The organism is Streptomyces sp. RLA131, assembly GCF_056270125.1.
Window position 1 is genome coordinate 4,483,478 of the sequence record NZ_JBWDOQ010000002.1, and the last position, 12,397, is coordinate 4,495,874.

General features: G+C 70.9%; 12 protein-coding genes and 1 tRNA gene. 9 read left to right on the plus strand and 4 right to left on the minus strand.

Annotated features, from left to right (window positions below):
* Positions 1-36: 36 nt before the first annotated feature.
* The 7 genes from purQ to purM all read left to right on the plus strand — a co-directional run bounded on the left by purQ (position 37) and on the right by purM (position 8,091).
* Positions 37-720, plus strand: a complete 684-nt coding sequence (gene purQ, locus RWE79_RS21370) for a phosphoribosylformylglycinamidine synthase subunit PurQ (protein ID WP_475941671.1) — start codon at positions 37-39, stop codon at positions 718-720.
* A complete protein-coding gene (purL, locus tag RWE79_RS21375; RefSeq protein ID WP_475941672.1) occupies positions 717-2,966 on the plus strand; it encodes a phosphoribosylformylglycinamidine synthase subunit PurL in 2,250 nt (749 codons plus the stop codon). The genes purQ and purL overlap by 4 nt, the downstream gene beginning before the upstream one ends.
* Positions 2,967-3,208: 242 nt before the next feature.
* Entirely contained in the window at positions 3,209-4,060 is an 852-nt protein-coding gene (locus tag RWE79_RS21380; RefSeq protein WP_475941673.1) for a hypothetical protein, read from the plus strand.
* 191 nt (positions 4,061-4,251) lie between these two features.
* A complete protein-coding gene (locus RWE79_RS21385) occupies positions 4,252-4,455 on the plus strand; it encodes a DUF4177 domain-containing protein (RefSeq protein WP_475941674.1) in 204 nt (67 codons plus the stop codon).
* Between the two features lie 44 nt (positions 4,456-4,499).
* Positions 4,500-5,291, plus strand: coding sequence for a sterol carrier family protein (locus RWE79_RS21390; protein WP_475941675.1), 792 nt, complete (start codon positions 4,500-4,502; stop codon positions 5,289-5,291).
* Positions 5,292-5,472: 181 nt separating this feature from the next.
* A complete protein-coding gene (gene purF, locus RWE79_RS21395; protein WP_475941676.1) occupies positions 5,473-6,990 on the plus strand; it encodes an amidophosphoribosyltransferase in 1,518 nt (505 codons plus the stop codon).
* A gap of 33 nt (positions 6,991-7,023) precedes the next feature.
* Entirely contained in the window at positions 7,024-8,091 is a 1,068-nt protein-coding gene (gene purM / locus RWE79_RS21400) for a phosphoribosylformylglycinamidine cyclo-ligase (protein WP_475941677.1), read from the plus strand.
* Positions 8,092-8,233: 142 nt separating this feature from the next.
* Here the strand turns inward: purM and RWE79_RS21405 are convergent, their stop codons facing one another.
* Together RWE79_RS21405 and RWE79_RS21410 are read right to left on the minus strand one after the other, a co-directional pair.
* Positions 8,234-8,494: a DUF3073 domain-containing protein gene (locus RWE79_RS21405; RefSeq protein WP_475941678.1), complete on the minus strand. Its 261-nt coding sequence runs from the start codon at positions 8,492-8,494 to the stop codon at positions 8,234-8,236.
* 358 nt (positions 8,495-8,852) lie between these two features.
* The gene (locus tag RWE79_RS21410) at positions 8,853-9,965 is read right to left on the minus strand and encodes a Leu/Phe/Val dehydrogenase (RefSeq protein WP_475941679.1); all 1,113 of its coding nucleotides are present in this window, start codon (positions 9,963-9,965) and stop codon (positions 8,853-8,855) included.
* Positions 9,966-10,144: 179 nt separating this feature from the next.
* Between RWE79_RS21410 and RWE79_RS21415 the strand changes: the two genes are divergently transcribed.
* The gene (locus tag RWE79_RS21415) at positions 10,145-10,990 is read left to right on the plus strand and encodes a DUF8083 family protein (protein WP_475941680.1); all 846 of its coding nucleotides are present in this window, start codon (positions 10,145-10,147) and stop codon (positions 10,988-10,990) included.
* A 467-nt stretch (positions 10,991-11,457) separates the two neighbouring features.
* The gene (bldC, locus tag RWE79_RS21420; RefSeq protein WP_003949541.1) at positions 11,458-11,664 is read left to right on the plus strand and encodes a developmental transcriptional regulator BldC; all 207 of its coding nucleotides are present in this window, start codon (positions 11,458-11,460) and stop codon (positions 11,662-11,664) included.
* A gap of 266 nt (positions 11,665-11,930) precedes the next feature.
* Here bldC and RWE79_RS21425 read toward each other — a convergent pair whose 3' ends face one another.
* Both RWE79_RS21425 and RWE79_RS21430 read right to left on the minus strand, forming a co-directional pair.
* Entirely contained in the window at positions 11,931-12,161 is a 231-nt protein-coding gene (locus tag RWE79_RS21425) for a DUF6274 family protein (RefSeq protein WP_475941681.1), read from the minus strand.
* 77 nt (positions 12,162-12,238) lie between these two features.
* A tRNA-Asp gene (locus RWE79_RS21430) sits at positions 12,239-12,313 on the minus strand.
* Positions 12,314-12,397 lie beyond the last annotated feature (84 nt).

A 12,397-nucleotide genomic window follows, 5' to 3' on the forward strand; every position in this document is an offset into this window, starting at 1 on the left:
TCGCCGAGCGGGCGGAGAACCGAACGGAGAAAAACAGTGACCGCACGTATTGGTGTCGTCACTTTTCCGGGCACCCTCGACGACCGCGACACCCAGCGCGCGGTGCGTCTGGCCGGCGCCGAGCCGGTGGCCCTGTGGCACCGTGACAAGGACCTCAAGCAGGTCGACGCGGTCGTCCTGCCCGGCGGTTTCAGTTACGGCGACTATCTGCGGGCCGGGGCCATTTCGCGCTTCTCGCCGGTGATGGAGACCGTCATCGCGGGCGCGAAGGACGGTCTTCCGGTCCTCGGTATCTGCAACGGTTTCCAGGTGCTGACGGAGAGCCACCTGCTGCCCGGCGCGATGCTGCGCAACAATCACCTGCACTTCATCTGCCGCGACCAGAAGCTGACGGTCGAGAACAACCGGACCGCCTGGACCGCCGATTACGAAGCGGGCCAGGAGATCAGCATCCCGCTGAAGAACATCGACGGCCGGTACACCGCCGACGAACACACCCTTGACGCCCTTGAGGCCGAGGGGCGGGTCGTCTTCCGGTACGCGGACTGGAACCCCAACGGCTCGCTGCGCGACATCGCCGGAATCACCAATGAGGCGGGCAATGTGGTCGGCCTCATGCCCCACCCCGAACACGCCGTCGAGTCGCTGATCGGCACCGGTCGCACCGACGGTCTCGGTTTCTTCACCTCGATCCTGAGGAAGCTGGTCACGTCGTCATGACCCTCGATACCGTCAAGCACGCCACCGAAACCCCCGACACGGATCAGCCGTGGGCCGAACTCGGCCTGAAGCAGGACGAGTACGAGCGCGTCAGGGAAATTCTCGGCCGCCGCCCGACCGGTGCCGAACTCGCCATGTACTCCGTCATGTGGTCCGAGCACTGCTCGTACAAGAGCAGCAAGATCCACCTGAAGCAGTTCGGCGAGAAGGCCCCGCAGAACGACGCGATGCTCGTCGGAATCGGCGAGAACGCGGGCGTCGTGGACGTCGGCCAGGGGTACGCGGTCACCTTCAAGGTCGAGTCGCACAACCACCCCAGCTACATCGAGCCGTACCAGGGCGCGGCCACCGGCGTGGGCGGCATCGTCCGCGACATCCTCGCCATGGGCGCCCGCCCGGTCGCCGTGATGGACCCGCTGCGCTTCGGTGCCGCCGACCACCCCGACACCAAGCGCGTCCTGCCTGGCGTTGTGGCCGGCGTCGGCGGGTACGGCAACTGCCTGGGCCTGCCCAACATCGGCGGCGAGGTCGTCTTCGACTCCTGCTACCAGGGAAACCCGCTGGTCAACGCGCTGTGCGTGGGCGTGATGAAGCACGAGGACATCCACCTCGCCCAGGCCTCCGGCCCCGGTAACAAGGTCGTCCTCTACGGTGCCAGGACCGGCGGCGACGGCATCGGCGGCGTCTCGGTGCTCGCCTCCGAGACCTTCTCCGAAAGCGGCCCCACCAAGCGGCCCGCCGTGCAGGTCGGCGACCCCTTCCAGGAGAAGCTGCTCATCGAGTGCACCCTGGAGATCTTCCGCGAGGACCTCGTCGCCGGCATCCAGGACCTCGGCGGCGCCGGTCTGTCCTGCGCGACGAGCGAGCTGGCGTCCGCCGGCTCCGGTGGCATGCGGGTCGAGCTCGACACCGTGCCGCTGCGTGACGCGACGCTCTCGCCCGAGGAGATCCTCATGAGCGAGTCGCAGGAGCGCATGTGCGCGATCGTGGAGCCGGGCAAGGTCGACCGGTTCATGGAGATCTGCGAGAAGTGGGACGTGATCGCCACCGTCATCGGTGAGGTGACCGACGGCGAGCGGCTGGAGATCTTCTGGCACGGCGAGCAGATCGTGGACGTCCCGCCGCGCACCGTGGCCCACGAGGGCCCGGTCTACGAGCGCCCGTACGCCCGTCCCGCCTGGCAGGACGCGCTCCAGGCCGACGACGCCAACGCGCTCGCCCGCCCGGTCGGCGGCGACGAGCTGCGCGCCTCGGTGCTCGCGCTGGTCTCCTCCCCGAACCAGGCCTCCAAGGCGTGGATCACCGACCAGTACGACCGCTTCGTCCAGGGCAACACGGTGCTGGCGCAGCCCGAGGACTCGGGCATCGTCCGGATCGACCCCGACACCAACCTCGGTGTCGCCGTCGCCACGGACGGCAACGGGCGCTACACCAAGCTCGACCCGTACACCGGGGCGCAGCTCGCGCTGGCCGAGGCGTACCGCAACGTGGCGACCACCGGCGCCAAGCCGCTGGCCGTCTCCGACTGCCTCAACTTCGGCTCCCCCGAGGACCCGGCGGCCATGTGGCAGTTCGCCGAGGCCTGCCGGGGGCTGGCCGACGGCTGTCTGGTGCTGGGCACGCCGGTGACGGGCGGCAATGTGTCGCTCTACAACCAGACGGGCGACGTGGCCATCCACCCCACGCCGGTCGTCGCGGTGCTGGGTGTCATCGACGACGTCACGCGGCGTACGCCGATGGCCTTCTCCGACGAGGGCCATCTGCTGTACCTGCTCGGCGACACCAAGGAGGAACTGGGCGGTTCCGCCTGGTCGCAGGTGGCCCACGGGCACCTCGGCGGGCTGCCGCCGGCCGTCGACCTGGAGCGGGAGAAGCTGCTCGCCGAGATCCTGATCTCCGCGTCGCGCGACGGCATGGTCGACGCCGCGCACGACCTTTCGGACGGCGGGCTCGTGCAGGCGGTCGTCGAATCCTGCCTGCGCGGCGGGCAGGGCGCCCGGCTCGTGGTCCCTGAGGACCTCGATCCGTTCGTCTTCCTGTTCAGCGAGTCCGCCGGGCGCGCGGTCGTCGCCGTCCCGCGCAGCGAGGAGCTCCGGTTCACCGACATGTGCGGTGCGCGTGGCCTGCCGGCCACCCGTATCGGTGTCGTGGACGGCGACTCCGTCGAGGTGCAGGGGCAGTTCACCCTGCCGCTGGCCGAGCTGCGCGAGGCGCACGAGGGGACCATCCCGGCGCTGCTGGCCTGAGGCCGCCCGCCGCACCTCGACCGCACCTCGACCGCGTCTCACCGCACCTCACCGCACGTCCCGCACACCCCTCGCGCCCCACCGGGCACGGGGGGTGTGCGCGTCCTGGCGATCACGGAGACCACCTTCTCGTTAACAGGAGTGGAACCACACGCCACAGGAGGGGGCCTCATACTCCAGGCGTGGGTGATGGCATGGGCGATGGCATGGCTGATGGCGCGGGGAAGAGGGGCGGCCCAGGCGTGAGCGATGGCGAGGGAACAGAGCTGCCGGCGTGGTGGACGCGCGACGCCATGCGGTGGGCGGCGTGCCGGCCCGGGGCGTGGGCGTGGCCCGGGTGGGCGGTGGCGGCGTTGCTGGGCGCGGCGGCCGTGGCGGTGGCCGTGGAGCCCCGGGAGTGGGGCGCCGGGCACGCGGCCCTGGTCGCGGCGCAGCTCTACTGGCTGTTCCGGCTGCCCGAACTCACCCTGGTAGCGGCCCCGTCGACCGCGGTCTGGCTGATCTGGACGGAGCCCCCGACGGCGTACGTGGCGTTGGTGGCCGCCCTGGCGTTCGGCTGGGCCGTGGCCCGGCACCGGCTGAGGGCCCGGCGCCGTCAGCGGCTGCTCGCCGCGAACGCCGCGCAGGGCACCCGCCTCGCCCTTCCGCGCCCGGTGCCCCCGCTGCGCAGGGGGGCGGTACGGATCGGGGCCGGCGTGCCGCTGGCGGTGCCGGCGATCTGGTTCCCGCCGCTGGGCCTGGTGGCGCTGACGGTCGTCGTGGAGGGCGCCCTGGCCCGGTACCGCGCGGCCGGGCTGCGCAGGCGTCCGGTGCCGGTGCTCACGGCGCTGGCCCGGGAGGACGAGGACGGCCGGCTGTGGGTCTACGCGGCGGACGACACGGCGGGCCGTCGGCCGCTGTTCTCGTGCCCGGTGTCGCCGGAGCCGGAGAGCGAGGACGAACGCGCCGCACCGCCCGCCGAGGGCACCAGACTGCGCCGGGTGGTGCTCTTCGGCGCGCCCTGTGAGCGCGGGGAGTTGCTGCTGCTCCGCGCCGACCTGGAGGACGGCCCGCTGGTCGACCGTGCGGCCGGTCCTGTCCGGCCGGCCGGATGAGACCGTGAGCCGGTTCGCCGGGCGGGCGCCGGCGGTATCACCCCCGGCCGCCGCGGCCGTGGAACGGGCCCGGCGGGCCTTCGGTCCCGTGGAGAACGGGCTGCGCGACCGCGCGCCGCGGTGATTGGCTAAGGTCCGGACGGGCCCGCCGGGTCCTGCCATCCCGTTCAGACCTGAAAGGCCCACGGACCATGAGCTACGAGTACAAGGTCGTCAACTTCCGCGAATCGCTGATCGGCGACGCCCTCGACAGCGACAAGCTGGAGAAGGTCCTCAACAAGCAGGCCGAGGACGGCTGGCAGCTCAAGGCCATCACCGCCGCCGACGTCAAGGGCCGGATCGGCCCCGGCGCCGTCGAGGGTCTGCTGCTGACCTTCGAGCGCGCCACCGCCTGACCTGCCCCGGTACCGGCCCCGCGGGGCCGCGTACGCTCGGCCCCATGCCGCCGCGTAAGTACGACCCAGCCAGGACCCGTGCCGCTCTGGTCGCGCAGGTCGGGCATGTGCTGGACGCGGCCCGGGGGTTGGACGCGGACGCTCTCGCCGGGCCGTCCGGGCTGCCGAACTGGGATGTGCACCATCTGCTGGTGCACATCGCCCGGCAGATCGAGGCCGTGCCCCGGGTGCTCGCCGAACCGGCGCCCGCCGGGGTCAGGGCCGGGCTCGGCCTGTCGGCCTGGGCCCGGGCGACGGCCGGTATCGCCGACCGGCTGGACCAGGACACCCGGGAGGCGGCCGCCGCGACCGGGCGGGCCGCCGCCCGGCTGGAGGAGGCCGCCGAGCGGCTCACCGCCGCCCTGGACCGGACCGGCGGGGAGCCGGACCGGCTGATCCGGATCACGCCGGGCACCATGAGGTTCACGGACTTCCTGGTCACCCGGCTCGTCGAACTCGTCGTCCACAGTGACGACCTGGCCGCCGCCACCGGCACCGCCGTCCCCCTCGACAAGCAGGCGGTGGCCGCCGTCGTACGCCTGCTCGCCGACGCCCTCGCCGACCAGGCGCCCGGCAACTCGGTCGAGCTCCGGGTGCCGCCCTACGCCGCCGTGCAGTGCGTGGCCGGCCCCCGGCACACCCGGGGCACCCCGCCCAACGTCGTGGAGACCGATCCGCTGACCTGGCTCCGCCTCGCCACCGGCCGTACGAGCTGGGCCGTGGCCCTGGAGGCCGCCACGGTCACCGCGAGCGGCGAGCGTGCCGCCCTGGGCTCCCATCTGCCGGTGCTGGGCTGACCGCCGGGTGCCCGCCGGGTGCCCGCCGACCGACCGCCGACCGGCCGCAGGCCGTCACGCCGCGGGGCCCGCGCAGTGAACGTCACACGGCCAGGTCCCGCATGGGGTTACGCGCATAGACCGGGGGAATCCGGGCGTCCCTCGTTCGGACGAAGCCGGAACCTGCCCTAGACTCGGTCACGTGCCACGTGGTGACGGACGACTGAACCATGACCTGCTCCCCGGCGAGAAGGGCCCCCAGGACGCTTGCGGCGTCTTCGGTGTCTGGGCCCCCGGCGAAGAGGTCGCCAAACTCACCTATTTCGGGCTGTATGCGCTGCAGCACCGTGGACAGGAGTCCGCGGGCATCGCGGTGAGCAACGGCTCACAGATCCTCGTTTTCAAGGACATGGGCCTGGTGTCCCAGGTCTTCGACGAGACTTCCCTCGGCTCGCTCCAGGGCCATATCGCCGTGGGCCACGCCCGCTACTCGACGACCGGCGCGTCGGTCTGGGAGAACGCCCAGCCCACCTTCCGCGCCACCGCCAACGGCTCCATCGCGCTCGGCCACAACGGCAACCTGGTCAACACCGCCGAACTCGCCGAGATGGTCGCGGCCCTCCCGCAGGGCAACGGCCGGGCCACCAGGGTCGCGGCGACCAACGACACCGACCTGGTCACCGCCCTGCTCGCGGGGCAGGTGGACGAGGACGGCAAGCCGCTGACCGTCGAGCAGGCGGCAGCCAGCGTGCTGCCCAAGGTCATGGGTGCCTTCAGCCTGGTGTTCATGGACGAGCACACCCTCTATGCCGCCCGCGACCCGCAGGGCATCCGCCCGCTGGTCCTCGGCCGGCTGGAGCGCGGCTGGGTGGTGGCCTCGGAGTCGGCCGCCCTGGACATCGTCGGCGCCAGCTTCATCCGGGAGATCGAGCCCGGCGAGTTGGTCGCGATCGACGAGAACGGCCTGCGCGCGTCACGGTTCGCCGAGGCCCGCCCCAAGGGCTGTGTCTTCGAGTACGTCTACCTCGCCCGCCCCGACACCGACATCGCGGGCCGCAACGTCTACCTCTCCCGGGTGGAGATGGGACGCCGGCTCGCCAAGGAAGCCCCGGTCGACGCCGACCTGGTGATACCGACACCGGAGTCCGGCACGCCGGCCGCCGTCGGCTACGCCGAGGCCAGCGGGATCCCGTACGGATCCGGCCTGGTCAAGAACAGCTACGTCGGCCGGACCTTCATCCAGCCGAGCCAGACCATCCGGCAGCTCGGGATCCGGCTCAAGCTGAACCCGCTCAAGGAGGTCATCCGGGGCAAGCGCCTGGTGGTCGTGGACGACTCGATCGTCCGTGGCAACACCCAGCGCGCGCTGGTCCGGATGCTGCGCGAGGCCGGGGCGGCGGAGGTCCACATCCGGATCTCGTCCCCGCCGATCAAGTGGCCCTGCTTCTTCGGCATAGACTTCGCGACCCGCGCCGAGCTGATCGCCAACGGCCTCACGGTCGACGAGATCGGCAAGTCGCTGGGCGCCGACTCACTGGCGTACATCTCCCTCGACGCGATGGTCGAGGCGACCACGATCGCCAAGCCGGATCTGTGCCGTGCCTGCTTCGACGGCGAGTACCCGATGGACCTGCCGGACCCGGAGCTGCTGGGCAAGCACCTCCTGGAGACCGAGCTGGCCGGCGGCCCCGACGCCGCTGACGCCCTGCGCCGCCCGTAAACACACCTGAAGCAACCTGAGGACCAGCACCCCATGTCCGAGACCCCTGGTGCCAGCTACGCCGCAGCCGGCGTGGACATCGAAGCGGGCGACCGTGCCGTCGAGCTGATGAAGGAGTGGGTGCGCAAGGCCACCCGCCCCGAGGTCGTCGGCGGGCTCGGCGGCTTCGCCGGCCTGTTCGACGCCTCCGCGCTCAAGCGCTACGAGCGGCCGCTGCTGGCCTCCGCCACGGACGGGGTCGGTACCAAGGTCGACATCGCCCGGAAGATGGGCGTGTACGACACCATCGGCCACGACCTGGTCGGCATGGTCGTCGACGACCTCGTGGTCTGCGGCGCCGAACCGCTCTTCATGACCGACTACATCTGCGTCGGCAAGGTCCACCCCGAGCGGGTCGCCGCCATCGTCAAGGGCATCGCGGAGGGCTGCGTGCTGGCCGGCTGCGCCCTGGTGGGCGGCGAGACGGCCGAGCACCCCGGGCTGCTGGGCGCCGACGAGTTCGACGTGGCCGGAGCCGGTACGGGCGTGGTGGAGGCCGACGCGGTGCTCGGCGCGGATCGTATCCGTAAGGGTGACGTGGTGATCGCCATGGCGTCCTCCGGACTTCACTCCAACGGGTACTCGCTGGTCCGTCATGTGCTCTTCGACCGGGCCGGCTGGGCCCTGGACCGCGATGTCCCCGAGTTCGGCCGCACCCTCGGCGAGGAGCTGCTGGAGCCCACCCGCATCTACTCCCTGGACTGCCTCGCCCTCACCCGGACGACGCAGGTCCACGCCTTCTCGCACGTCACCGGCGGCGGGCTGGCCGCCAACCTGGCCCGGGTGATCCCGGACCACCTGCACGCCGACGTGGACCGCTCGACCTGGACGCCGGGCGCGGTCTTCTCCACCGTGGGCGAACTGGGCGGGGTCGACCGGCTGGAGCTGGAGAAGACCCTGAACATGGGCGTCGGCATGATCGCCGTCGTCCCCCAGGAATCGGTGGACGTGGCGCTGACGGTCCTGGCGGACCGGGGCGTCGACGCGTGGGTGGCGGGCGGGATCACCGAGCGCGGCGACTACGCGGACGGCGCGCTGCTGAGCGGTGACTACGCGAGCTGAGGCCGCGCGGCGACCGGGCCGCACGCCAGGGCCCGCGACATCGCCCAGCGGTGCGGGCGGCTAAATCAGCAAGGGCGGAAAAGGCAGCACGAAACCCGGTCCGGGGCGGAGCCCGGACCGGGTCAGTGGAAATGCTGTTGCGTCAAGCGCGACGGCGTTGCGCGGACGGCTCGGACTCATCGTCCTCTTCGTCCTCGTCGTCGTTGTAGAGCGCCGCGTACTGAGCGTACGGGTCGTCGTCATGCTCATCGTCGTCCTCGACAGGCTCCGGATTGACGTTCACCGGCTGTGTCGACGATGCGCCCAGCTCGTTGGCCAGACGTGACAAGTCGGTTCCGCCGCTGTTGTACTTCAGCTGGCGGGCGACCTTTGTCTGCTTGGCCTTGGCCCGGCCGCGCCCCATGGCTCGACCCCCTTAACGGCGGGGCTCGACGGCCCCGAGTCTTGACACGCGTTCACGATAGGGAACGAACTCTCGGGGGAGAGTCCGGTCCGTAGGCCTTCAACGGTACCTGCTTCCGACGCCGCACGGTACGTCGCCCGCACGACGCGCGTCGGAGCGGGTGCCCTTCGGGCCCCTTCCTTGCTGGTCAGTCGTGATTTTACCTTCTTCTGTCGCGGTCTTGGCCCCGGGGCGTGGTAACGGGCTGATTCCTCTTTTTTTTCCGCCCCCGGCGCCGCCTCGGCCGGCCGCTCCCCGGCCGCCCCCTGCCCTGTCGTGACCGGGCCCCGCGCCGGGCAGAGCCCTTGCGGCGCCCGGCCTATCCCGCCGTCGGGCGCAGCCAGCGCTCCGCGGGCGTGCGGTCGGCGATCCGCTGTTCGGCGAGCCGGTCGGCGGCCGCGGCCGGGGGAATGCCGTCGGCGGCGGCCCGCTCGAAGATGGCGAGGGTGGTGTCGAAGATCTTGGTGGCCTTGGCCTTGGCGCGTTCGAAGTCGAAGCCGTGGAGTTCGTCGGCGACCTGGATCACACCGCCGGCGTTGACGACGTAGTCGGGCGCGTAGAGCACCCCGCGTTCGGCGAGGTCCTTCTCGACGCCGGGGTGCGCCAGCTGGTTGTTGGCGGCCCCGCAGACGACGGTGGCGGTCAGGGCGGGGACGGTGGTGTCGTCGAGGGCGCCGCCCAGGGCGCAGGGCGCGTACACGTCGAGCGGGGTGCGGATCAGCACGTCGGAGTCGACGACGGCGCCGACCCGCGGATGGCGGGAGCGGATCCGCTCCACGGCCTCGGCCCGGACGTCGGTCACGACGACCTCGGCGCCGTCCTTCAGCAGGTGCTCGACGAGGTGGTGGCCGACCTTGCCGACGCCGGCGATGCCGACCCGGCGGCCGCGCAGCGTGGGGTCGCCCCATTTCACCTGGGCGGCGGCCCGCATGCCCTGGAAGACGCCCCAGGCGGTCAGCACGGAGGAGTCGCCGGCGCCGCCGTTGTCGGGGGAGCGGCCGGTGGTCCAGCGGTTCGTACGGGCGACGACGTCCATGTCGGCGACGTAGGTGCCGACATCGCAGGCGGTGACGTAGCGGCCGCCCAGCGAGGCCACGAAGCGGCCGTAGGCGAGCAGCAGTTCCTCGGACTTGTCCGTGTCCGGGTCGCCGATGATGACGGCCTTGCCGCCGCCGTGGTCGAGCCCGGCGAGGGCGTTCTTGTACGACATGCCGCGGGAGAGGTTCAGCGCGTCCTCGACGGCTGCCTCGTCGCTCGCGTACGGGAAGAAGCGGGTACCGCCGAGGCCGGGGCCCAGGGCGGTGGAGTGGAGCGCGATGACGGCCTTGAGGCCGCTGTCACGGTCCTGGCAGAGCACGACCTGTTCGTGGCCGCCCTGCTCCGATCGGAACAGGCGTGCGATCACGCCGTCGGTCTGACGTACGTCGGTCACTGTGGTGACTCCCGAAGTCCATAGGTCGCCCTCCGTGCGGGTGGGGAGGGCCGGTTGGCAGAAGAGTAGAGCCACCTGCTCACGGACATGCTCCCAGTGTCGTGGATCACTCCCGGCGGGGGAAGCGTCGTGGGACGATGCGAGGACAGGGCAGAGCGTGCCGTTTTGAGGGAGCGGGTGTGGGCGTGTCGACGGTGCTGGTCCCGTACGCCGCGTATCTGCGGGTGTACGAGCCGCTGGCGGCCTTCCCGGAGCCCGAGCGCACCCACTGGTACCGGTATGCCACCTCGGGCACCGAGCGGACCGCACAGGACGAGCTGCGCCAGTCGCTGGCCGATCTGCTGCCGGTGCCGCCGGTCGCCGTGCCGGTCCACGAGAGCCGGGACGCCTTCGTCGCGGTCGTGGACGGCGTGACGCATGTCTGCCCCTGGCGGACCCGGCTGCGCGGCTGGCTGGCCCTGGAGGAGCTGACCGAGCAGTTCCCGGTCTCCGTGCTGGACGCGCTGCTGCCGCCCGTCGTCCGGTTGCAGGCCGAGGCGGACCACGAGAGCTGGCGCTCCCGGAACCCCGACGCGCGTCCCTGGATCCGCTCGGCGACCTGGCATGTGCCGGTGCGCTGGTTCGCCCTGTTCGACGACTCCGAGCGGGTGTACGAGCCCGCCGGGGACGGGGAGTCCAAGCAGCCGGTGCTGCGCTACCGGACCCCCATGGTCCAGGCCCGGCGGCGGACCGCCCGGGGGCTGCGGGTGCTGAAGGATTCACTCGAAGAGGGCCCCCTGATCGACGGCCTGGTCGATGTCGGGCGCTGGCTGGAGGAGTTCCACCCGCGCTCGCTGGTCGAACTCGACTACGGCGGACTGGTGCACGCCATCCCGGAGCCGGTGCTCGCGGAGGACCGTTCCGCCGCCGATGTGGCGGAGGCGCTGACCGCGTTGCGGGAGGACGACCAGGGCGCGGCCGGCGAGGCGTACGAGAGGCTCACGGACCGCTGGCGAGGGGTTCGCGAACTCCAGTACGCGAGTTGACGGACCGTCGAATGGTCAGGACCAAGGTCCTGAGTCGGATATCTTTGGCCCAAGGGTGACGAAGAGCACGTTTAACAGTCTTGCCGGAACACCCACCTCTCGTGACAATATGGGGCAAGGGGTCCAGAAGGCCCCCTGTGTCCTTGTATGTACGGCTTGTCCCGGTCTTGTGGTTTGTCTTGAGGGTGCGAATGTGACCCCTGGGATCGCTGTGACTGATCGTCACTCTGGAGTGACTGTCCGTTATGACATGGTCCTTGGGGGTCTACCGAGGTTCGCCACCTGAGAGCGCAAATCCGTCGGTTTGGCCGACACGGCTGGACAGATGGTGTAGTTGTAGTGCCGAGGACAAGCCGTTCGTCCTATTACCGACTCGACCCGTGTCCGCCATTTCGGGCAACGCGGGTCAAGGTGCAGAATTTAGAGGAAAGAACCGTGTTGGTTCGGTTCTCTCGAGGAGGCCGCTCATGACCGCTCGCACCCCTGATGCCGAGCCGCTGCTGACCCCCGCTGAGGTTGCCACGATGTTCCGCGTGGACCCGAAGACGGTCACGCGCTGGGCCAAGGCTGGCAAGCTCACGTCCATCCGCACGCTCGGCGGCCACCGCCGTTACCGCGAAGCGGAGGTCCGCGCACTTCTGGCGGGCATTCCGCAGCAGCGCAGCGAGGCCTGACCTGCAGTAACGGGCGTTCCGCCGGGGCCCCCACCCCGTAGGACCGCCCGCTCCACCGGGTTCCCTGCCCCCATCAGGGAAGCCCAACGGATGCGTTGATCGCACCGGACTCCGCCGGGTCCGGTGCGATCTTTTTTTGTGCCCGGGACCACTTCCTGTGGGTTTCCTGTGTTCTCACCATCAGTGTGCAATTGCACATATTAAATTGACGGTCCCCCAGGAGGCCCCGTCTTCCCCTGCCGCCGGAACTTATCGCGTGACACCCGTCACACATGGGGCTCTTGTCCCTGCTGAGGCTCATACGGTAGTGCAACTTCCGGTGCCAGCAGGGTCAGTCGCAGTATCCGGTGGCACACCGCGCAGTGCCGCCGCGGATGCGGCGCCCTCCGGGCGGTCAGCGCCGCCAGGTGCGCGCGCAGCAGCGCCCTCGCCTCGCGCCGTGAGTCCTGCCGCTGTTCCTGCCGCGGGTCCGTCCGCGGCGCCGTCTGCGGGTCCATCCGCCAGGCGTACCACGCGAAGAGGCCCGGATCCAGGGGATCCGGGCCTCTTCGCGTGTGCTGCTACTTCTTCACTGCGGTCCTGACGGGATTTGAACCCGCGGCCTCCACCTTGACAGGGTGGCGAGCACTCCAAACTGCTCCACAGGACCAGGTTTTGCGGCCGGACTTTCTCTTGGCTGCGAGAGAGACTGTACAGCAGGTCAGGGGGTGGACGCGAACCCGTTGCCGCCGCC

Excerpts from the sequence above, each read along its gene's own strand:
- purM (WP_475941677.1), top strand. The coding sequence starts at position 7,024 with ATGTCCGAGACCCCTGGTGCCAGCTACGCCGCAGCCGGCGTGGACATC.
- RWE79_RS21425 (WP_475941681.1), bottom strand. The coding sequence starts at position 12,161 with ATGGACCCGCAGACGGCGCCGCGGACGGACCCGCGGCAGGAACAGCGG.
- RWE79_RS21385 (WP_475941674.1), top strand. The coding sequence starts at position 4,252 with ATGAGCTACGAGTACAAGGTCGTCAACTTCCGCGAATCGCTGATCGGC.
- bldC (WP_003949541.1), top strand. The coding sequence starts at position 11,458 with ATGACCGCTCGCACCCCTGATGCCGAGCCGCTGCTGACCCCCGCTGAG.
- purL (WP_475941672.1), top strand. The coding sequence starts at position 717 with ATGACCCTCGATACCGTCAAGCACGCCACCGAAACCCCCGACACGGAT.
- RWE79_RS21390 (WP_475941675.1), top strand. The coding sequence starts at position 4,500 with ATGCCGCCGCGTAAGTACGACCCAGCCAGGACCCGTGCCGCTCTGGTC.
- RWE79_RS21405 (WP_475941678.1), bottom strand. The coding sequence starts at position 8,494 with ATGGGGCGCGGCCGGGCCAAGGCCAAGCAGACAAAGGTCGCCCGCCAG.